Raw genomic sequence first — 20807 nt, forward strand, 5'->3', positions numbered from 1 at the left:
TCACCGATCCCGTGGTGCCGGTGCGGTGCCGCTGACCAGGAAAGTACTGACCCGGACCCGCCAGGACCGATGGTCGAACGACCCCGCCGCCCTCGCCCGCGCGGCCTCGCTCATCGCCGTCCACTCCTCGTCCCGGAGCCGTAGCGCCCGCTCGACGGCGCGCCGGACGTCGTCCGGTCCATTACCGCCGAGCACGATCCCTTCGATGCCGTCATGCACGTAGTCCGCGAGGTCGCTCGTGTGGTTGAGCATCACCGGACAACCGGCGGCGAGGCTTTCCGGCACCTTGGAGGGGAAGCCGTTGGCCGCGTACCCACCGGTGGGGCGGACCAGCATCGAGAAGTGCGAGTCGGCGAGCAGGGTCAGCACGGTGTCCCGGGGCACCCGGCCGAGGAAGACCACCTCAGCGGCCACCGCGTCCAGCAGTGCCACGTCCAGGTCGGAGCGGGCCGTCGCGTCCTCCCGGCTGACGCCGGCGATGGTGAGCCGCACTCGTCGCTGGTCGTCCGGCGTGAGCAGACTGATTCCCCGCAGGATCACGTCGAGCATGTCCTTGCGAGCGGGCGTTCCCGCGTACAGCAGCCGCAGGCCGTCGGCCGTCGACGGTGGTCGAGGGTCGCTGAACTCGCCGCAGTCCACCTGCGGCGGCACCACCAGCACCTCCATGCCGTAGTGGGCCAGATAACCGGCCAGCGTGGTGGAGACCGCCGTGGCGCGCCCGACGAGCCGGGTCGCCAGCAGCGTCGACCAACGGTGCCGCACGAAGTAGGGGGTCAGCCAGCCGCGTCGGAACTGACGCCGGTCGTGGCGCTCGCTGGCGTCCACCACCACCGGACACCGCAACGCGAGCCGCAGCACCGCCCAGTTTCCGAGCGTCATCAGCGCCATGGGCAGCAGCACCACGGAGACGTCGCCCCGGCCCACGCCACGGCGGCGTATCGCCCGCAGCACTCGAACCGGGCGGGCCAGGCGAGCCCCCATGCGAGTGACTCTGTTCCGCCCCCGGACCCGCAGGGTCACCAGCTCGACACCGGTGACCGGATCGGGTCGGGTCGGCCAGGGCACCTCGCAGGGCCAGTCGTTGACGACGAGGGTGCGCGCCCCCTCGGACGCGGCGCACCGGGCGAGCTGCAACAGTCGGTTCGAGGTGGCGTCCCCGTGCGGGAAGGCGTACGCGCCGAGGAGCAACGGGCGGGGCAGGTCGGTCCGTCGCCTCGGAACACCCGCGGGCACGACCGTCCGGCCGACGGCGGTGGTCGCGTCGTTCATCTCGGTCCCCGTTCCGGGTCGCTTGCTGATCGACCCCCGATTCGTACTGTGGACGCAGGCGGTGGGCCGGCCGGGGCCGACCGGCGGTAGATCGCCAGGTGGGTGGTGACCGCCGTGTCGATGGCGAAGGGGCTGCGCGCGAAACGCGCGGCCGCCGCCTCGGCGGTGTCCGTGGCGGTGAACGCCGCGGCGCGGTGCACGGCCTCGGCCCAGGTCTGCGGCGTCGCGTCGACGTCCACCACCGTCACGCCCGGCAGGTGTTCGTCGATGAACAGCACGCCCGGGAGGGCGGCGGCCACGGTGCCAACCCCCAGGGCCACCGGCTCCAGCACCCCACCCGGGAGCCCTTCCAGGCACGACGGGTGGACGACCACGTCCGCCTGCCGGATCAGACCGCCCACGTCGGTGCGCGGGCCGAGCAGGTGCACCCGGTCGGCGACACCGGCGGCGACGGCCGCCCGCCGTACCCGGGTGTCGTCCTCGTCGTCGCCCGGGCCGACCAGCACGGCGTGCGCCGAGACGCCCTGCGCGCGCAGCGCGGCCAGGATCGGCGGCAGGAGCCAGCGTCGCTTCTCCGGTGCGGCCCGCCCCACGCTCACGCACACCAGGTCGTGCGGGCCGGCGCCGATCATGGCCCGAAGGTCGTCGGCGGCGGGCTGGCGCAGCCGGTCGAGGTCCAGACCGTTGAGCACCACCCGGCATCGCGGATCGTCACGCCAGTCGCGGTCGTAGCCACAGGTGAGCGAGTTGGGCGAGACGCCGAGGATGTCGGTGGCGGAGACGCGCAGCAGTCGGCCGAAGATCCACCGGGACACGCGACGCCGCAGGTTGCGGTACTGGTTGTCGTCGCCCCGGAAGTGCGCGACCCGGACGGGAACCGCACCCAGCGCGGCGAGCGCGAGCAGCACGCCGGAGAAGTTGGCGCAGTCGACGTGCACCGCGTCGACGCGCAGGCGACGCAGCAGGCGCAGAAACCGCACCGGAAAGTGGAGATCGAGCGGCATCGGAGTGATCGTGCCACCGTGCCGGGCGATCACCGCGGCCAACGGTCCCGGGCCGACCCGGTGGCACAGCGTCAGGAGGTGGACCTCGACGCCAGCGACGCTGAGCCGGGGCAACAGTTCGGCCGTTCGCATCTCGGTGCCACCGAAGTTGAGCTCGCCGACCACCCGCAGCACCCGGTAGGTGCCCGGGTGCCGCACCGCGCCGGCCTCTTCGCGGCGGCCGCACCTGCCGGTCATCGCCTCCCCGACCCTTCCAGCGCCCGCCGGTAGCCGACCAGGACGGCGGGCCACATCGTCAGCAGGTACGCGACGCATCCGGCCGCCGGCAGGCCCACGAGCCCGAACCGCTGCAAGGCCCAGATCTTGAGCGCGGTGGCCAGGATCAGGAAGGACGCCCAGCCGACGAAGAGCGGACGAAGTGCGCCGACGCTGTTCTGCACGATGATCAGCGGAGAGGTGACGGCCACCAGCAGGGACCAACAGGCGAGGCCCGCGAGGACCGGGACCGAAACCACCGACGCGTCGATCCCGCCGACCCACAGTTCGACCAGACGGTGTCCGTAGCCGACCAGCGCGAGCCCGACGGCACCGACGATCGCCCCGTAGAGCAGCACCATCCGGCGGGTGTTGCGGCGTACCCACGCCACCTCGCCCCGGGCCAGCGCGGCACCGTTCACCGGCCAGACGGTCATCCCGACCAACCCGACGAAGACCCCGAGGACACCGAACAGCTTCCATACGACGGCGTAGTGGGCAGCCGCCGCCAGCCCGAGGATGTTCGCGACAAGCGGGTTGTCCAGGTTGAGGGCGATCGACGACATCACGGTGATCGCGAAGAACCGGAGACCCAGCCGGAGCAGGCCGGTGGCCGTGGCCCGGTGCACGAGTGCCGGGCGGGGCCGGGTGGCCGGTGCCTGGATCAGGAAATGGACGACGGTGTTGAGCAGGTTCGTGACCGGGACGGCCAGTACCGCGCAGGCGATCACGCCAAGCGGCCCCCAACCGGCGGCGATGGCGCCGAGTACGGCCCCCATCGCGGCCAGGGAACCGGCCGACTGCCACACGCTGCTCTGCACCACCTGACTCCGGGCGTACTGGATCCGTTGGATCAGCGAGAGCGGGACGTTCACCAGGAACGCCCCGAAGCAGACAAGCACGATGGCGGACGTCTCGGCCGCGACGGCCGGATCGGTGACGCCGAACAAGCCGACCCACGGCACCAGCGGACCGGCCAGGACGAGCCCACAGAGCAACGCCACCGCCACCGTTCCGAGAGTGGCGTAGGCGCTGGAGATCTCCCGGGCCTGCTGCCGAACGTCGTCGCCGAGGTGGCTGAGCCGGGTGAGCAGGCCGTTTCCCAGGCCCAGATCCGCGAACCAGGCCATCCCGGTCAAGGCGGTGACGGCCATCCAGAGGCCGTACCGTTGATCGCCGAGGTATCGGAAGCAGGCGGGGGTGATGACCAGGGGGGCGGCCATGCCGATCCCCTTCGCCACCATCGCGGTGGCGACCCCGACGGTGACCGTGCGGTCCCGGTCCGCCGCCGGTCGCCTGCCACCGGCCGGCGCCACCACCCGTACCGTGGCCGGCTCGGCGGTCGCGGCCGTCGTCGCGGCGGCCGGTCCGGTCGCGGCCCGGCTCATCGCCCGGGTCACCGCGACGCGAGGGGTTCGACGCCCATCCGCCCGGACATCCATTCGACGGTCGCCCGGAGACCATCGACCCGAGCGACCGGCTCGATGTCCGGAAAAAGCCCTCGCAGGCTGCCGTCGTCGGCCAGGGAGTGCGGGACGTCGCCGTCGCGCGGGGCGGCGTGTTGCCGGGCGAGGGGCCGCCCGAGCAGGTCGCCGAGTTCGTCGAGGAGTTGGAGCAGGCTGGCTCGTGCGCCGAACGCCAGATTCACCGGATGCGGATGGCACACACTGCGCCGCAGCGCGTCGAGGAGGACCTCGCAGACCGTGCCGACGAAGGTGAAGTCACGGGACTGGGTGCCGTCCCCGTGCACCACAACCGGCTCGCCACGCAGGGCCGCGTGGACGAAGCGGGGGATCACGGCGGCGTACGCGTGGTCGTGCCGTTGCCCGGGGCCGAAGACGTTGAAGAACCGGAAGGCGAGGGTGGGCAGCCCGAACGACGCCTGATGCGCCAGCGCGTACGCCTCGGTGGCGAGCTTGCTCGCCGCGTAGGGACTCATCGGGCGGGTCCAGGTCAACTCGCTCTTGGGTAGTTGCGGGTTCATGCCGTAGACCGACGAGGAGGAGGCGATCACCACATGGCCCACATCGTGCCGGCGGGCCGCCTCCAGGACCATCAACGTTCCGGTTGCGTTCGCGTGGTGAGAGGCCACCGGGTCGTTGAGCGAGCGGGGGACGCTGCCCAGCGCCGCGAGGTGGACGACCGCGTCCCGACCGGCCATCGCCGCCGCCAGCGCACCCGGATCCAGGATCGATCCCTCGGTGAAGTCGACATCCAGCCCGTCGAGATTGGCCCGCAGCCCGACCGAGAGGTCGTCGAGCACCGTCACCTCCTTCACGGCAGGCTCGCGGAGCGCGGCGCGAACCAGGTTGGACCCGATGAAGCCGGCCCCACCGGTGATCAGAACTCGCATCGCCACTCCTCGGTACGTGGCCCCGGCTCCCTGCGGACCGGACCGATTCGCGGGCCACCACAAAGGAACGATAACGAGTTTTGCCACAAACTTGACGAACTTGCGCATAACCGGCTCGGCTGAATGACCAGAGCTGGTGTCGTCACGCCGACCGTAAACCGCCGCCACCAGCGGAAAGGCGGACAGTGTCACCATCGTCGCGGTCGCGGTGGAGGTGTCGAGTGGCTGAATTGATCGTGTACCGGTCCAACGCGCTGATGTCCATCAGGTCGCGCTTCGACAACACCCGTGACCTGGTGATGCCGGCGAACCTGGCGTACTCCGGCGGCATGGTCGGCATGTGGCACTCGGGGCTCCCCCAGGTCGCCCTGGTGCCCTCGGCGGCGACCGACGCCCAGGTGTGGCCGGTGCTGACCGCCGTCGGCACCCGAATCCACGACACGTCCGACGACAACTGTCCGATCAACACCGGCTGGTCGTACGTGGGAGGCAACCACGGCTACAACGTCGGTTGCCAGATCGCCGTGACCGGGCACGGCAAGACGACCGCCGACGTGGGTTCCCAGTGGACCGACGGCACCCGCGTCTTCACGCTGCTGGCCGTCACCAACGTCAACAGCCTGCTGTTCGGCAATCCGTACGTGGTCGTGGACGGCATCGCTCAGGGCGCCCGGGTGCGGCCGGCCGCACCGTTGACCCATGTCTCGGGCGCGACCAACCGGAACACCGTGCCGATCACGAGCCTGACGCCCGACGTGCAGATCCGCCCGGCCACCCACTCCCACGCGGTCAGCGTCGACCTCGACGGACGGTTGGTCCCCGACGGCCGGTCGACCGGTCAGGAACTGGTGATCAGGGAGTCGTACGTCGTCCCCAGCTACCCGGGCATGATCGACACCGCGCGGGCCAGCATCGGCACGCCGATCGCCACGATCATGCCCCGGATCCCGTCGCTGTGCCGCATCACGAACGTCTACCGCTGGTCGGCCGGAGGACTGCTCGTGACCCAGACGGTGACCGCCCTGGCGCGGTTCGCCCTCAACGCGGGCGTCACCCAGTGCGGCCCGTTGACCGCTCCGACCGGCAGCACCCGCCGGCAGTTCATGCCGAACGTCGGCTCCGCCGGTGGTCTGAACTGGTCGGTCTGGGCCAACCTCGACACCCTCACGACCATCGCCGACGTCACCCCGGCGGCCCTGCGGGACAAGCTGACCCCGGCGAGCAGCATGACCCAGTGGGTGGTCAGCAGTGCCGGCGCCCAGCAGTGGGGGATCTCCGTGGGGCTGCTACCGACCGCCGACGCGCTGCCGGCCGTACGGTCCCGGTACACCACGACCAAGTGCTGGTTCATCAGCTCCAGCCTCAAGAAGAACTACCCGCAGCTGGTCTGGGGACGCGTCCTCGACGCGGGGGAATCGGTCACCGGCACCGCCTACCGCCGCTACCTGGCCCCGCCCTCGGCGGCCACCGAGATCGTCGTCTCGGACGGCGACCAGGAATTCGTGATGATCGAACGGGTCGGTACCGTCACCCAGGCACGGCTGGCGGCGCCGCAGTTGTTCCACCGGCGGCTCGTCCCGGTGGGGCCGACCAACCTCGCCGTGCCCGACCGGGTCACCATCGACGGAATCCCGTACCGCGTGCCGGTCTCCCCCGGCTACGGGATGTGGCGTGCGGACCCCGACGAGGCCCGGACCCGACCGCTGCCCGGCACCAGCTACGCGCGCGGCACCTACTTCCTGCCCCGGTCCGGGCCGACACAAAGCACCAGTTGCACCGGCTCCTTCCAACGGCTGCTGCTGCATCCGGTCTACCTGGCCGAGCCGACCCCGGTGGACCGGGTCTGCGTCGAGGTGACCACGGCGGGCACCGGCGTGGTGCGGCACGGGGTGTACGCACACGATCCGGCGACGGGCCGGCCCGCCACCCTCGGTCCCATCGCGGACTTCGGTAGCCTCCCCGTCACCTCCGCCGGAGTGCAGGAATCGGTCCTGAGCACGCCCGTGACGCTGCCCGCCGGCTGGCACTGGTACGCCCACGTCTGGCAGGTGACGGGTACCACCGCACCCGCCCTGCGGACCAACGCCGGCGCCGGCACGTCGCTGAACATCGGCGCCAACTCGTCGGCGATGACCGGAGACCGGTTCGGTTACGAGGTGACGGGCACGATCGGTGCGCTGGGCATGATCACCGTCGCCGGAGTCCACCAGTTCCCACCGCCGCGCATCGCGTACCGGCGTGCCTGACCACCCTGCCCCGCCCTGGGCGGCTACGCCGGCTCAGGCCCTCGGCCCGGCCGGGGTCACCCCGTAGATCCGCTTCATCGCCTCGTGCTTGGCCGGGACCGGCAGGTGCCCGATGCCCAGCGACTTCGCCTGTAGACGCTTGAGATACTCGTCGGTGCTGCGCAGCGGTCGCGCGGGCACCCCGGCGGCGACCGTGTTGTCCGGGATGTCGCGGGTGACGATCGATCCCGCTCCGATCACGCACCGGTTTCCAATGGTGACCCCCGCCAGGATCATCGACCTCATGCCGATGTAGACGTCGTCGCCGATGGTGATCGGCGCCGTCCAGTCCAGGTCCGGGTACTCCTTGCGGAGGATCAGTGTCCCGCCGTCATGGGTGACGAACTGCACCTCGGAGGTGATGTAGACGTTGTCCCCGATGGTGATGAGCCACGGCTCCGAGCCGAACATCGCCCGGTTGACACCGTAGAACCTGACCCGTCCGTTCAGGTTGACGCCAAGGGACCTGACGAACGCCTCGGGGTCGCGGGAGGCGGCCAGGTGGTCCCGCACCCTCCGGACGTAGGTACGAACGCGACTGGGCACCTGCTGTCCTCGCTCATCTGACCCGGCTGCTACCGAAAACCCGGACCTGTGCAAATCGACCCGGCCATACCAGGCAACGAGCCGGCCCGGTACCGGGTGACGTGGCGGTGGCCGGCTGCCAGCCGGCTCAACCGCAGAACCGGCGGGCGTGATCCAGCACATTGGGTTCCCGGACCTCCCGCCGCCACTGCCGGTACCGCCGCCCGGCAGTCTGTTTCGCCGCAGCCCGCTCGCCGACCGGACGATCGGCGAGCCGGTCGAGCACCGCGCTGAGCCGGGCCGCCGTCACGGGATGAACCACCACTCCCCCGGCGTCGGCGATCAGTGCGCTGAACGGTGTCGCGTCGGAGCAGACGACCGGGCAGCCGGAGGCGAGGCTCTCCAGGATGACGTGGCCGTAGTTCTCCCCGAGGGTCGGGAAGAGAAAGGCGTCGTACCGGCTGAAGGTGGGCATCACCTCGTCCGCGGCGAGCTCACCGCGGTACCGGACCCGGACGTGCTCGGGCATCGCCGTGACGAGGCTGCGGCAGCGCGCCCAGTACTGCTCGTCCTCCCGTGGCCCGAAGATGTCGAACTCCATCGGACGGGTCACCACCGTCATCGCCTCGAGCGCGGTGGTCAGGTTCTTCATCGGTGAGATGCGACCGACGAAGACCAACCGCAGCGGCCCGTCGGGCACGACGACCGGCGGCGCCGGCCGGTCCGGGATCGGGCACTCGTTGCCGTTCACCATCACCTGTGCCCAGGGCACGTTCGCGCGGATCTGGTTCTCCTCCAGCCAACTGCACGCCTGCCAGCGCACGCCGAGCCGGCGCAGCAGCGGGGCCCACATCGCCAGGAACAGCCGCTTCTTGTACGTCTTGATGGCGAGGGCACCCGGTGACAGTTCACCACGCGGAGCGAGCAGGATCGCCCGCACACTCACCAGCCGCAGCGCCACCGCCAGGATCGGCAGGACCGAGAAGAGCGACCAGAGGCTGTTGAGGTAGAGCAGGTCGACCGGTTGGGACCGGATCTGCCGGACCAGCCGGGCCCAGTGCCGTGGCGCGAACGGGTCGAGATAGAAAACGGCGGAGCGGTCGTCGCGCCGCACCAGCCGCCCGGACAGTCCGGGATAGGGTACGGACGCGCGAAGGTCGCGATCCCGAGTGACGAGCGTGACGTCCAGATCGTCCGGCAGGGTGTCCAGGATGAAGCGCAGCGAACGGATCGGCCCGCCACCGCGAAAGCCGGGCTCGAACACGCCAGCGGTGGCGACAACCCGGTATCCGGCGGCCGGCCGGGCCGATGCCGGTGGCGCCTCGACACCTTCGGGGTGACGGGCCTCGGTCAGCTCATTCACGTACGACTCACCTTTACTTGCCGGCGCGGGTCGGCACCCACGTCGTACCCGCAACGCGTCAGGATGTGGCGAGAGCGTGCTCGACGGCAGCGGCTCGCATGTGACGTCCGGAGTCGGCGGAGCTGTCGCTCGCGGCCCTCGGGCGCTCGGCCGTCGCCCGGCCGTCACCACCGGCCCTTCACGGCGGTTCAGATGACGGAGTGCCGCCAGGATTCCCCGAAGCGGAGGTGTGACGGTTGACGACCGACGTAGTGATCGTAGGAGCGGGAGGAATGGGCCGTGAGGTATATGGGGTAATTTGTCTGCTCAACCGCTTGGCCACCGGCCTCCCCAGGTGGCGGGTGCTGGGCTTCGTCGACGATTACCCCGACCAGTCGCACGTCGACCTCGTCCACCGCCTCGGCGTTCCGTTCCTCGGATCGAGCCACTGGCTGGCCGGTCAGCCGACCACCACCCACGTCGCTCTCGGCGTCGGGCAGCCGCGGCTGCGCCGCGAGACCGACCAGGCGATCGCCCGGTACGGCCTACCGGCCGCCACCGTGGTGCATCCGGCCGCCGAGGTCGGGCCGGACTGCGTGCACGGGGAGGGACTGTTCGCTGCCGGTGGGGCCCGGGTGACGACCAATGTGGTTCTCGGCCGGCACGTGCATCTCAACCAGAACTGCACAGTGGGTCACGACGCCGTGCTCGGCGACTACGTCTCCGTCAACCCCCTCGCCGCCGTCTCCGGCTACTGCCGGCTGGCGGAGGGCGTGATGGTCGGTACCACCGCGGCCGTCCTGCCGAAACTGACGGTCGGGCGGGACGCCGTCGTCGGCGCGGGTGCGTGCGTCACCCGGGACGTCGCCGACGGCGTCGTGGTGACGGGCGTACCGGCCCGACCGGCGCGCCGCTCAGCGGCGGATGCCGGCCCAGTCGTGGTGGCGGCGCACCGTCGACAGGATGAAGTCGACCACCCGGCGTGAGGTGTCCGGCACCTGGTAGTCGAGTGGGCAGGTGACCGACCCGGCGGCGACCTGGGCCACCTGCACCCGGATGGCCTCCACCACACCGCCCGGGTCGAGACCGGTCATCACGATCGAACCCGAGTCGAGCGCCTCCGGGCGCTCGATCGACTCCCGCAGGGTCACCGCCGCGAACCCGAGTATCGCCGCTTCCTCACTCACGGTTCCGCTGTCGGAGAGGGTGCACCGGGCATGGCGTTGCAGGGTCACGTAGTCGAAGAAGCCGAACGGCTCGTGGAAGGCCACACCGTCGAGGTGCAGCCCGTCGGCGGCGAGCGCCTCCAGCCGTTTGCGGGTACGCGGATGCGTGGAGACCAGCAGCGGCAACCGCCACTCGTCCCGTACGGCCCGTAGGCAGTCCAGCAGCCGACGCAGCCGGTCCGGATGGTCGACGTTCTCCTCCCGGTGCGCGCTGACGACGAAGTAGCCGCCCGGTTCGAGTTCGAGTTGCGCGAGCACTTTGGACCGCTCGATCTGCGGCCGGTAGTGGTCGAGCACCTCGCGCATCGGTGAGCCCGTGTGCAGGATGCGACGCGGATGCAGTCCTTCGGCAAGCAGGTTGCGGCGCGCGTGTTCGGAGTAGACCAGGTTGAAGTCCGAGACGTGGTCGACCAGACGACGATTCGTCTCCTCCGGGACGTTCAGGTCGAAGCAGCGGTTACCGGCCTCCATGTGGTACACCGGCACCTTCATCCGACGGGCGATGAGCGCCGAGATCGCGCTGTTGGTGTCGCCGAGCACCAGCAGCGCGTCCGGGCGTAGCTCCGCGATGGCCTTCTCCGTGCCGACCAGAACGCCGCCGAGCAGGCTGGCGAGCGAGCGGGTCTCGGCACGTAGGAAGAGATCCGGTGGCCGGACCTCCAACTCGGTGAAGAAGACGTCGGACAACGCGGGATCCCAGTTCTGCCCCGTGTGCACCAACGTGTGGTCAACGGTGCGGTCGAGGGCGTCGATCACTCGGGCCAGCCGGATGATCTCCGGTCTGGTGCCGACAACGGTCATCACCCGGGTCACGTGTCGCCTCCTGGTCGCTGTTCGGTCATCGGTCTCACGGTGTGCGTCCCTGCGGCGGCACCCGGTGCGACGAATCGCGGACCACCCGCCGGACCTGGTCGAGCACGCTGATCGACGCCCTGCCCGCCCGCCACCGCCGGTAGGCCGCACCCGCGGCGACCCGGGCCGCCTGCCGCTGCTCCGGCGAGGCGGCGGCCACCCGGGTGACGAGCTCCGCCAACGCCGTCGCGGTCAGCTCCGGGAGGACCAGGCCGCCGCCGTCACGCAGCACCGCGGTCCACGGTGTCCGGTCCGAGCAGAGCACCGGACAGTACGCCGAGAGGCTCTCGGCGATGGCGTTGCCGAAGTTCTCCCCCCTGGTCGGCAGCACGAACGCGTCGTAGCGGGAGAAGGTCGGGCGGACCTGGTCGGGCAGCAACTCGCCCCGGTAGTTGACGACGACCGAGGCCGGCAGCGCGTCCAGCAGGTCCCGGCAGCGCCGCCAGTACGCCGGATCCTCGACCGGACCGTAGATGTCCAGCAATACCGGCACCGGCACGAAGGCCAGCGCGGCGAGCACGAGGTCGAGATTCTTCATCGGCGATATCCGCCCGATGAAGACCAGCCGCGCACGGTCGGCGCTGAACAGCTCGGCCGGTGGCGGTTCCGGTTCGGGGCCGCTGGCGACGGCGACGACGCCGATCCGCGCCCGGGGCAGCACCCGCTGGATGTCCGCGGCCTCGATCGGCGTGGTGGCGTGCCACAGGACCCGCGGACCGAGCAGCACCCATCGCCAACCGGCCAGGAAGATCCGTTTACGGATCCGGTGCAGCCCGAGAGCGGCCGCGCCGAACTCGCCCCGGGGGGCCACCAGGATGCGTCTGGTGCGCAGCAGGCCGAACCGGGCCGCGACGATGGGAAGAATCGAGAACACGGACCAGACGCTGTTCACGTAGAGCAGGTCGAACCGCACCTTGCGCAGCGAGCGCCACAGCGATCGCCAGTGCCCCAACCGACGGACGCCGAGATAGAAGACCCTGGTACGGCCGACCCGGGTCCATCGGCCGGAGAGCCCTGGGTAGGGATCGCGGCAGCCGAGATCGCGGTCCCGGGTGAGCATCGTCGTCTCGATGTCCTCACTGGCCGCTTCGAGCACGTCGGAAATGGACCGCACCGGACCTCCGGCGCGCCATCCGGGAGCGAAGTAGCCAGCGGTGACAAGAACGCGGAATTTGTTCTCGTTGTTCGTCGCCAGCAGTTCTCCGACGTCCGCCGCGGGGGTGGTTTCGCCGGCCATCCTCGCTCCTCGCTCGCGACACAGGATCGAGTGAGACAACGATCGGAGGCCCGATGAGTGACTCGGAAATGGCGCGCCGAGAAATTCACCGCCAGTACCCGAAACCCCACGATCGGCCGTCCCGGATCAGATATAAGGAACGTGCACAAGAATGTACGCAGCAGGAGAGGGAAATCCATGTCGCGAGTGGCGCTCGTATCCGGCATCACCGGTCAGGACGGCAGTTACCTGTCGGAATTCCTGCTCGACAAGGGATACACGGTGCACGGCATCAAACGTCGGTCGTCCTCGTTCAACACCGAACGGATCGATCACGTCGACGTCCACCCACGAAGCCGCGACGCCCGCCTGTTCCTGCACTACAGTGACCTGTCCGATCCGGCCTCGCTGACCGCGCTGATCCGGGACATCCAGCCCGACGAGATATACAACCTCGGTGCGCAGTCCCACGTCCGGGTCTCCTTCGACATCCCCGGCTACACCGCGGACGTCACCGGAGTCGGCGCGCTGCGCATGCTGGAGGCGGCCCGGGCGGCCGACGTCGGCTGCCGGTTCTACCAGGCGTCCTCGTCGGAGATGTTCGGCTCCAGCCCACCTCCGCAGCGCGAGGAGACGCCGTTCCATCCACGCAGCCCGTACGCGTGCGCGAAGGTCTACGCCTTCTGGTCGGCGGTGAACTACCGCGAGTCGTGGGACATGTTCTGCGTCAACGGCATCCTGTTCAACCACGAGAGCCCGCGTCGCGGCGAGAACTTCGTCACCCGCAAGATCACCCGGGCGGTGGCCCGGATCGAGGCCGGCATCCAGGACAAGCTCTACCTGGGCAACCTCGACGCGGTACGGGACTGGGGCTACGCACCGGAGTACGTCGAGGCGATGTGGTTGGCCCTGCAGCAGGACCACCCGGACGACTACGTGATCGCCACCGGCGAGGGCCACACGGTACGCGAGTTCGTCGAGGCGGCCTTCGGCCACGTCGGGCTGGACTGGCGGCAGTACGTCGCGACCGATCCCGCGTACCTTCGTCCGGCCGAGGTGGACGCCCTCATCGGCGACTACACGAAGGCACGGCGAGCCCTCGGCTGGGCACCCAAGACCCTCTTCAGCGACCTGGTCCGGGTCATGGTCGACGCCGATCGGCAACTACTCGAGGACGAGCGGATGGGACGACTGGTCCGGGTGGACCGGTGAGGGTCGCCGTCGAAGCCTCGCCGATCCGCCCCGGCCACGCCGCCGGACTCGAAGCCTTCACCTACGGCCTGCTCACCGGCATGGCCGCTGTCGACAACGACTGCGACCTTCGGGTGAACGTCCTGCGCGGCACGCTGGACCAGTGGCGGAGCCAGGTGCCCAGCCCCCGGATCACCTGGACCGAGGTGGCTCAGCCGCTACGCTCCGACAACCCCACCGGCCAGGTACTGCGCCGGTGGACACCGGCACGGCTGCGCAACTCCGTCGTCGTACGCACGGCCGTCAACGCCGTCCGGCAGCGCTCCGTCGTGCGGCACGCCGAGACGGACGCGACGCTTCACCCGGTCCACAGCGCCCCGATCGGCCGGGGCGCGTCCGTCGTCGTCCTGCACGACCTGCGTCATTTCGGCGCCGACTTCCACTCGCCCGGATATGCCGCGGTGATCCGGGAGAACGTCGCCCGCGCGTCGGCGATCGTGGTCACCTGGCCGCACCCGTACCGAGAAGCGTTGCGGCTTTTCCCCGAGGCCGCCGAGCGGACCGTACTCATCCCGACACCGACGTTCCAGCCGGCACCGGAACGCGCGCACGCGCGTCCCGAGCCGGGGCTGCTTGTCTACCCCTCCTCCACCGCGGAACACAAGAACCACATGACCCTGCTGGAGGCGATGGTGCTGCTGCCGGGCTGCCGGCTGATCTGCCCAGGGCCGCTCGTCGAGCCCGAGGCGAGTCGGCTGCTCGCCCGGGCAGCCCGGCCCGACCTGCGTGGACGGGTGTCGTTCCCGGGTTTCGTCAGCCTCGACGAACTGAACGCCCTCTACGCCCGGGCGGACGCCGTGGTGGTGCCTTCGCTGTGGGAGGCGGCGAGCGGCGCGATGCTCGAGGCGTTCAGCTGGGGACTGCCCGTGGCCTGCGCCGACGTCGAGCCGCTGCGGGCCCAGCTGGAGTTCACCCGGGCCGAGGCAACCGTCTTCCGGGCCCGGGAACCACGGTCCCTGGCTGACGCGGTACGGCGGCTGCTCGACGACCGCGAACACTATGCCGCCGCCGCGCGCCGCGCGAACGAGCGCCTGGCCGGCCGCACCTGGGCCGCCACCGGCCGCGACTATCTCGACGTGCTGCGATGGGCAGCGCAGGGCGGATCCGATCCGGTACCACGATCCGCGTTCGCCGCCACCCTCGCCGACCAGGAAGCGTGACGATCAGCATGGACGAGACCTATCCGGTCGCCCGGCCGAGCCTCTCCGAGTTGGAGGAGCGATACGTGCTCGACGCGCTGCGAAGCGGCTGGGTCTCGTCCCAGGGGCCGTACCTGCGCGACTTCGAGGAACGCTTCGCCCGGCGCTGCGCCACCGACGTGGCGCTGGCCACCAGCAACGGTACGGTCGCCCTGCACCTGGTGCTCGCCGCCGCCGGCATCGGACCGGGCGACGAGGTGATCGTTCCCGCGCTGACCTACGTGGCCACCGCCAACGCCGTCGCGTACTGCGGTGCCCGCGCCGTCTGCGTCGACGTGTCGGCGCAGACCTGGTGCGTCGACCCCGAGGCGGTACGCGCCGCGATCGGACCGCGCACCCGGGCCGTCATCGCCGTCGACCTGTACGGTCATCCGGCCGACTACCCCGCACTGCGCCAGCTCTGCCGCCAACACGGGCTGCTCCTGGTGGCCGACGCGGCGGAGTCGTTCGGCGCCACCCTCGACGACCGCCCCACCGGCTCGTTGGCCGACGCCACCACCTTTTCCTTCTTCGGCAACAAGGTGATCACCTCCGGCGAGGGTGGCTGCGTGACCACCTGCGACACGGCGCTGGCCGACCGGATGCGGTTGCTGCGCAACCAGGGCATGGATCCGCAACGGCGGTACCACTTCCCCGTACTGGGCTACAACTACCGGCTGACGAACCTGGGTGCCGCGCTGCTCTGCGCCCAGCTCGACAGGGCCGACGACATCATCGCCCGGCGCCGGCGGGTGATCGCACGGTACGAACAGGAGTTGGCCGACGAGGCTCTGCTGACGCCGCAGCCGGTCGCGGCGGGGGTACGGCGGGCACCGTGGATGGCCTCGTTCCTGGTCGGCCCGGAGGGCGACGAGTTCCTCCGCGACGCGCTGGCCCGCGCCCTCGACCGGGTGGGCGTGGAGACCCGCCCCTTCTTCGTGCCCGTCTCCGAGCTGCCCGCGCACCACGATCCCGCAGCGGTCGTCCCGGTGGCTCGGGACCTCAGCCGCCGGGGCATCAACCTGCCCACCTACGCGGACCTGGACGATCCCGGGGTCAAGACAGTCGTCGAACGCCTCCGTGGGGTGCTGGCCACCGTCAGCCGCGCCGCGCCGTGACGCGGCCCCGCCGAGGCTGGGCCGTCGTCGCGGTTACCGGGTCGGCGGGACCGCGGGGCGGAGCCGTCCTGGTGCCCGCGCCCAGGAGCAGCAGGTAGCTGCCTGCCCAGGCGACGGCGCTGACCAGGGCGAGCACCACAAGCGCGCCGGCCGCTCCGGTGGCTCCGAACAGGACCGCCCCGGCCACCACCACGGGGACGCGAAGCACCCCCAGCACCAGTCCGAGGGTGACCGCCCGCCGGCTCGCCCGCTCGATCCGCAGCCCAGCGAAGCCGACGGCGGCCGGCACGGCGAGCAGGCTCTCCAGCGCGAGCAGCGGCAACAACTCGCGGGCCAGCGTCCAGTTCGCCCCGAGCAACGTCGTCCCGATCGAATCGGGCAGCAGGGCCACGGCCACGGTCATCGGCAGCAGTCCGGCGACGACGAGCAGCACGATCCGGCCGGCGGCCCGGGTCCGGACCGAACGGGACTCCGCCCGGGTTCGGGCGAGGTGCGGCACCATGAGGGTCGCCGCCGTCGAGTGCACCAGGTTCGCCGGCCCCAGCAGGGTCCGTCCGGCACTGAGCGCCCCGACCACAGCGGTACCGGCGAAGGCGGCCACCCCTGTCAGGGCGAGCTGCGCCGACCCGGTGGTCAGCAGGAACTGCGCGCCGAAACCCGCGGCGACTCTGGTTTCGTCCCGCCCGGCCCGCCACGCCGGCAGCACCGCGTACCGACGTCGCGTCGCGACCACAACGCCGATGGCCGCTCCCCCGAGCGCCCAGACTCCGAAGACGACAGGCGCGTCGACGAGGCGTAGCAGGCCGGGTACCACGACGACCACGGTGAGCACCGCCCAGGCCGCCTCCTGGCTCAACGCCGCCCTGGGTGCACCGATGCCGACGGCGATCGCCTTGGTGTAGTCGTAGATCACCAGTCCGGGTAGCGCGAGACCGGCGAGCGTCAGGTACCCGAGGTCGTGGGCCAGCCCGACGCCGCAGAGCAGGATGCCGCCGGCCACGCCGAGCAGGCTCACTCGGCCGGCGGCTGACGCCGCCCCGTCTCCTGCCGCCAGCACCGTGTCGGTCACCATGCTGCGCGCCAGCCCGGAACCGAGTACGTAGAACGAGAACGCCAGGGCGAACTGACCCAGGCCACTGGCCGATTCCAGCCGGGCCACGGTGACCGCCACGAGGAAGTTCCCGAGACCGGACAGCCCCACGACGAGCAGGGCGAACAGTGCCCGCCGGCGCGGACGCGGGATCGTCGCGACGCGCTCGCGTCGGTCGGCCGGTGCCGTCACCGCACCGTACCCGCCACCCCACGCCCGCGGCCCGCGGCGTGTCGCGGCTCGGTCCGGAAGCTCACTCGCGTCAGCCACAACAGCACGAAGACGGGGATTCCCGAGGTCACGTGTTGAAGGAAGCCGATCGAGGAGTCGGGGTAGGTGTTCGACCAGAGCAGGGGTCCGGACAGCACCAGGCAGAACAGGATCAGGCGGCCCGGCCCCGGAACACCCCGCCAGCGCAGCAGCACCGCCGCCACGGCGGCCCAGAAGGCGTGCACGACCACCACACCGATCGCGCCGTTGAAGAACCAGATGTTGCCGAGCAGCAGAAATGTGTAGGCCGAGGTGGGACCGCCGCCGAGAAACTGGTTGATCTGCTGGCCGGTGGAGATGGCGGGCCGGTCCGGATCCAGCAGCCGGGGAACCAGCCCGTACCGCAGGTAGTCCGCGGGCCCCGGCTGGCCGAGGTCGACCGGTACCTCGATGTCCGCCACGACGGTGAGCTGGCTGTCCACCCGCAGCCGGTCGGCGGCGCTGATGTGGCTGTCCACCGCGATGCCCCGCTCCTCCCGCAGGGCGTTGCGGTACTCGAAGGTGGCCGGCCAGGCGAGGAACAGCACCACCGCGCAGGCGGCCAGGTTCCGCATGCGGAAGATCCCGCAGAGCGCCCCGGCGCCGGCCACGAAGAACACGAGGGCGAACAGCGGCGCCGTGACGGCGGTCAGCGCGACGACCAGCACCTGCGCGGCGACCAGCACGGCGAGCCAGCCGTACAACTTCGCCTTCGACAGGCGCCCGCTGAGGTGACTGGCGACAAGCAACGCGAAGCCGATCGCACCCCAGCCGGTGAAGAGCGTGGTCAGCGCGGCGAGCGGGGTGCTGGGCAGATCCCCGGCCACCTGGGCGGTGATCGTGCCCCGGCCGAGGTAGGCACCGAGCAGATTGGCCAGGACGCTGGTGATGGCGACCAGCCGAGCCACCGGGTAGATGTGCGGGTAACGGACGCAGGATCGCGAGATGCCCTCGCGCCAGCGCGGGGCCGGACGACCGAACAGCAGACCGACCGTCTCCACCGAGGCGCTGCCGAGCACGGCGAGCCCGACCAGCGACACGATGAATCCGGTCTGCGGGTTCTCGTGGAACGCCGCCATCGGCAGGATGAAGATCGCATAGGGGACGAGGACGAAGGCGGTGACCGGATAGCAGCGCAGCAGCCGACCGATCAGTTCCCGCCCACCACGCGAAGGAGAAGTCCACGCCGACGGGCCGACCCGCTCCTCGATCACGCCGCCCCCGAGAGCAGGACCCAGGAGCTGACCATCGGTTTGCCCCCCTCGTCGTCGTCGCCCGCCTCATGGGCAACGAGCGACGCACACTGGCGAAACGCCTCGACGGGAAAATCGGCACCAACAGGAGCAGGCGTTCCGGGGGGGCGGCCGCGGTCGCCCCGGTACGCACCGCCTCCAGGACAGATCCGAATTCCGCTCGAAACAGAAATGCGAGCCTTTCCCGGATGCGGATACCGGAGCCGATCGAGCGGATCCAAAAACGTGAAAAACAAAATCCGAGTCCTCCTGTTCCGCTAAGTAGTTAGGGGACGTGCGTGGCCCTTGACCTGCCGTAGGTCACCCTCGGCCACGAACAGGACAGGGGAGCCGTACATGCCACCTGAAATTCAGCGCGCCGAGCCGACGAATTCGCCATCCCCGGGACGCGCTAGGGTGAGCAGGCGTCGTACCGCAATTTTCCTCGGCGCCGACACCCTCGCCTGGGTCGGCGGGTTCACGGTCGCCGGGTGGGCGAGGTACGAGCAGGTTCTCACCGCGGAACAGACGACGAACGCGGTGGTCCTCGGTGTCGCGGCCGCCGTGCTGCACATCGGGGTCAGCGCCCTGCGACGGATCCACTCCGGCCGACAGCCACTCGGTAGCCTGGAGGAGGTCCGTGGCCTCGCGGGCACCACGGCCACGACGGCGGCCGCGGTCCTGGTCGCCCTGCTGGCGCTCAGCCAGCGTCCGGTACCCGCCAGCACTCCCGTGGTGGGCGGGGCCCTGGCCCTGCTGCTGATGCTCAGCTTCCGTCTCCTGCACCGGCACCGACGGGACCGGGCGATGCGCCCGGATGCCCGTTCGGCGACTCCGGTGCTGCTCTTCGGGTTGGGCGAGGCCGGCCAGGGGCTCGTACGCGCGATGCTCAGCGATCCCAAGGGCCGCTACCTGCCGGTCGGCGCGCTTGACGACGACCCGGACAAGCGGGACCTGCGTATCGCCGGTGTTCCGGTCCTCGGCGGTCGGCACGACCTCGCCGACGCGGTCAACCGGACCGGGGCGACCGCGCTGATCTTCTCGGTGGCGAATGCCGACGCCATGTTGATCCGGGAGATCCGGGAGGCCACCCTCCGTACCGGCGCCGCATTCAAGATCCTTCCACCGGTACGGGAACTGGTGGACCACCGCATCACCGTCCGGGACGTACGCGACGTACAGATCAGTGACCTGCTTGGCCGGCGCCAGGTCACTGACGATCTGACCCTGGACGACAACGGACTCACCAATCGGCGGGTGCTGGTCACCGGCGCCGGTGGCTCCATCGGCTCGGAGTTGTGCCGCCAGATCATGCGGGCCAACCCCGGTGAGCTGATGATGCTGGATCGCGACGAGTCGGCGTTGCACGGCCTGCAGATGTCGCTGACCGGCCGCGCCTTGTTGGACGGTCCCGAACTGATCCTCGCCGACCTGCGTGATGACGAACGCGTCCGGCGCATCATGCGGGAACGTCGCCCCGAGATCGTCTTTCACGCCGCCGCGTTGAAGCACCTGACGCTGCTGGAACGCCACCCCGGCGAGGCGGTCAAGACCAATGTCTGGGGAACGCTCACCGTTCTGGACGCCTGCCGCGACGTGGCGCGCTTCGTCAACATCTCCACCGACAAGGCGGCCGACCCGATCAGCGTGCTCGGCTACTCGAAACGCATCACGGAGATGTTGACCGCACATGCCGCGGCCGCCTACCCGGGCACCTTCCTCAGTGTCCGGTTCGGCAACGTGCTGAGCAGCCGGGGATCGGTGGTGACCGCCTTCCAACGACAGATCGAGGCCGGGCAGCCGCTGACCGTCACCCACCCCGACGTGACCCGGTACCTGATGACGGTGCAGGAGGCCGTGCACCTGGTCCTGCAGGCGGCGAACATCGGCCGGGACGGTGAGGCCCTGGTGCTGGACATGGGCGAACCGGTACGCATAGACGACATCGCGCGCCGGATGGTCGAACAGGCGGCCAGTCCTGTCGAGATCATCTACACCGGGCTGCGGCCCGGCGAGAAGCTGCACGAGGACCTGCTGGGTCGCGGCGAGTCCGACCACCGGCCGCTGCACCCACTGATCTCGCACGTCAAGGTCCCCGTTCTGGACCCCTTCGAGGTCAGCGGACTGGACCCGTTCGACGAGCCCGCCAAGGTCATCGACCAGCTCGCCCGCCTCTGCGGCATCCTTCCCGGCACGACGGTCAACCAGAAGGCGGGGATACCGCTCGCCCGTTGACCACGGCCGCACCGCCGGCCCTTTCCGGCCAGAGAACGGACCGGCGGTCCGACCGTCTGACGACATCAGGATGATCTATCTATTGACACCTATCGCACACCCGGCGAGGCTCGCGCCCAGTAGTCCT

The 20807-nt window shown here is 70.4% G+C and carries 16 protein-coding genes; 6 read left to right on the plus strand and 10 right to left on the minus strand.

The window, feature by feature from the left end; all coding sequences use genetic code 11:
- From V5O40_RS07310 to V5O40_RS07325, 4 genes are read right to left on the minus strand one after another with little or no spacing between them, the layout of a single operon-like run.
- The gene (locus V5O40_RS07310) at positions 1 to 1269 is read right to left on the minus strand and encodes a glycosyltransferase (RefSeq protein ID WP_332904762.1); all 1269 of its coding nucleotides are present in this window, start codon (positions 1267 to 1269) and stop codon (positions 1 to 3) included.
- Positions 1266 to 2510: a glycosyltransferase family 4 protein gene (locus tag V5O40_RS07315; protein WP_332904763.1), complete on the minus strand. Its 1245-nt coding sequence runs from the start codon at positions 2508 to 2510 to the stop codon at positions 1266 to 1268. Before V5O40_RS07315 ends, V5O40_RS07310 begins: the two co-directional genes overlap by 4 nt.
- A complete protein-coding gene (locus V5O40_RS07320) occupies positions 2507 to 3916 on the minus strand; it encodes a lipopolysaccharide biosynthesis protein (protein ID WP_332904764.1) in 1410 nt (469 codons plus the stop codon). Before V5O40_RS07320 ends, V5O40_RS07315 begins: the two co-directional genes overlap by 4 nt.
- 8 nt (positions 3917 to 3924) lie before the next feature.
- The gene (locus tag V5O40_RS07325) at positions 3925 to 4881 is read right to left on the minus strand and encodes an NAD-dependent epimerase/dehydratase family protein (protein WP_332904765.1); all 957 of its coding nucleotides are present in this window, start codon (positions 4879 to 4881) and stop codon (positions 3925 to 3927) included.
- A 221-nt stretch (positions 4882 to 5102) separates the two neighbouring features.
- Between V5O40_RS07325 and V5O40_RS07330 the strand changes: the two genes are divergently transcribed.
- Positions 5103 to 7127: a hypothetical protein gene (locus V5O40_RS07330; RefSeq protein ID WP_332904766.1), complete on the plus strand. Its 2025-nt coding sequence runs from the start codon at positions 5103 to 5105 to the stop codon at positions 7125 to 7127.
- 33 nt (positions 7128 to 7160) lie between these two features.
- Here V5O40_RS07330 and V5O40_RS07335 read toward each other — a convergent pair whose 3' ends face one another.
- Both V5O40_RS07335 and V5O40_RS07340 read right to left on the minus strand, forming a co-directional pair.
- Positions 7161 to 7712 carry an acyltransferase gene (locus tag V5O40_RS07335; protein WP_332904767.1) on the minus strand — a complete coding sequence of 184 codons (552 nt, stop codon included), beginning with the start codon at positions 7710 to 7712 and terminating at the stop codon, positions 7161 to 7163.
- Positions 7713 to 7839: 127 nt separating this feature from the next.
- Positions 7840 to 9054: a glycosyltransferase family 4 protein gene (locus V5O40_RS07340; protein WP_332904768.1), complete on the minus strand. Its 1215-nt coding sequence runs from the start codon at positions 9052 to 9054 to the stop codon at positions 7840 to 7842.
- Between the two features lie 251 nt (positions 9055 to 9305).
- On the opposite strand from V5O40_RS07340, the gene V5O40_RS07345 reads away from it, so the two are divergent.
- The gene (locus V5O40_RS07345) at positions 9306 to 10019 is read left to right on the plus strand and encodes an acetyltransferase (RefSeq protein ID WP_332904816.1); all 714 of its coding nucleotides are present in this window, start codon (positions 9306 to 9308) and stop codon (positions 10017 to 10019) included.
- Here the strand turns inward: V5O40_RS07345 and wecB are convergent.
- Positions 9948 to 11072 (minus strand): non-hydrolyzing UDP-N-acetylglucosamine 2-epimerase, encoded by a 1125-nt coding sequence (gene wecB / locus V5O40_RS07350; protein WP_332904769.1) that lies wholly within the window; start codon positions 11070 to 11072, stop codon positions 9948 to 9950. The genes V5O40_RS07345 and wecB overlap by 72 nt on opposite strands.
- Before the next feature lie 34 nt (positions 11073 to 11106).
- Positions 11107 to 12348 carry a glycosyltransferase family 4 protein gene (locus tag V5O40_RS07355; RefSeq protein WP_332904770.1) on the minus strand — a complete coding sequence of 414 codons (1242 nt, stop codon included), beginning with the start codon at positions 12346 to 12348 and terminating at the stop codon, positions 11107 to 11109.
- Between the two features lie 177 nt (positions 12349 to 12525).
- Here V5O40_RS07355 and gmd point away from each other — a divergent pair, with 177 nt between their 5' ends.
- From gmd to V5O40_RS07370, 3 genes are read left to right on the plus strand one after another with little or no spacing between them, the layout of a single operon-like run.
- On the plus strand, positions 12526 to 13539 hold the full coding sequence (gene gmd, locus V5O40_RS07360; RefSeq protein ID WP_332904771.1) for a GDP-mannose 4,6-dehydratase: 1014 nt from the start codon (positions 12526 to 12528) through the stop codon (positions 13537 to 13539).
- Positions 13536 to 14738 carry a glycosyltransferase gene (locus tag V5O40_RS07365; protein ID WP_332904772.1) on the plus strand — a complete coding sequence of 401 codons (1203 nt, stop codon included), beginning with the start codon at positions 13536 to 13538 and terminating at the stop codon, positions 14736 to 14738. Before gmd ends, V5O40_RS07365 begins: the two co-directional genes overlap by 4 nt.
- Positions 14735 to 15874: a DegT/DnrJ/EryC1/StrS family aminotransferase gene (locus tag V5O40_RS07370; RefSeq protein ID WP_332904773.1), complete on the plus strand. Its 1140-nt coding sequence runs from the start codon at positions 14735 to 14737 to the stop codon at positions 15872 to 15874. The genes V5O40_RS07365 and V5O40_RS07370 overlap by 4 nt, the downstream gene beginning before the upstream one ends.
- Here V5O40_RS07370 and V5O40_RS07375 read toward each other — a convergent pair.
- On the minus strand, positions 15855 to 17156 hold the full coding sequence (locus V5O40_RS07375) for an MATE family efflux transporter (protein WP_332904774.1): 1302 nt from the start codon (positions 17154 to 17156) through the stop codon (positions 15855 to 15857). The two genes, V5O40_RS07370 and V5O40_RS07375, sit on opposite strands and share 20 nt — an antisense overlap.
- On the minus strand, positions 17153 to 18427 hold the full coding sequence (locus V5O40_RS07380; RefSeq protein ID WP_332904775.1) for a hypothetical protein: 1275 nt from the start codon (positions 18425 to 18427) through the stop codon (positions 17153 to 17155). The genes V5O40_RS07375 and V5O40_RS07380 overlap by 4 nt, the downstream gene beginning before the upstream one ends.
- Positions 18428 to 18802: 375 nt before the next feature.
- Here V5O40_RS07380 and V5O40_RS07385 point away from each other — a divergent pair, with 375 nt between their 5' ends.
- Complete coding sequence (locus tag V5O40_RS07385) at positions 18803 to 20680, plus strand: polysaccharide biosynthesis protein (RefSeq protein ID WP_332904776.1); 1878 nt, start codon at positions 18803 to 18805, stop codon at positions 20678 to 20680.
- The last annotated feature ends 127 nt before the right edge of the window (positions 20681 to 20807 follow it).

This window comes from Micromonospora palythoicola (genome assembly GCF_036689795.1).
GTDB lineage: Bacteria > Actinomycetota > Actinomycetes > Mycobacteriales > Micromonosporaceae > Micromonospora > Micromonospora palythoicola.

Coding starts and splice junctions, on each gene's coding strand:
- V5O40_RS07310 (WP_332904762.1), bottom strand. CDS start 1,269: ATGAACGACGCGACCACCGCCGTCGGCCGGACGGTCGTGCCCGCGGGT.
- V5O40_RS07315 (WP_332904763.1), bottom strand. CDS start 2,510: ATGACCGGCAGGTGCGGCCGCCGCGAAGAGGCCGGCGCGGTGCGGCAC.
- V5O40_RS07320 (WP_332904764.1), bottom strand. CDS start 3,916: ATGAGCCGGGCCGCGACCGGACCGGCCGCCGCGACGACGGCCGCGACC.
- V5O40_RS07325 (WP_332904765.1), bottom strand. CDS start 4,881: ATGCGAGTTCTGATCACCGGTGGGGCCGGCTTCATCGGGTCCAACCTG.
- V5O40_RS07355 (WP_332904770.1), bottom strand. CDS start 12,348: ATGGCCGGCGAAACCACCCCCGCGGCGGACGTCGGAGAACTGCTGGCG.
- gmd (WP_332904771.1), top strand. CDS start 12,526: ATGTCGCGAGTGGCGCTCGTATCCGGCATCACCGGTCAGGACGGCAGT.
- V5O40_RS07385 (WP_332904776.1), top strand. CDS start 18,803: ATGCCACCTGAAATTCAGCGCGCCGAGCCGACGAATTCGCCATCCCCG.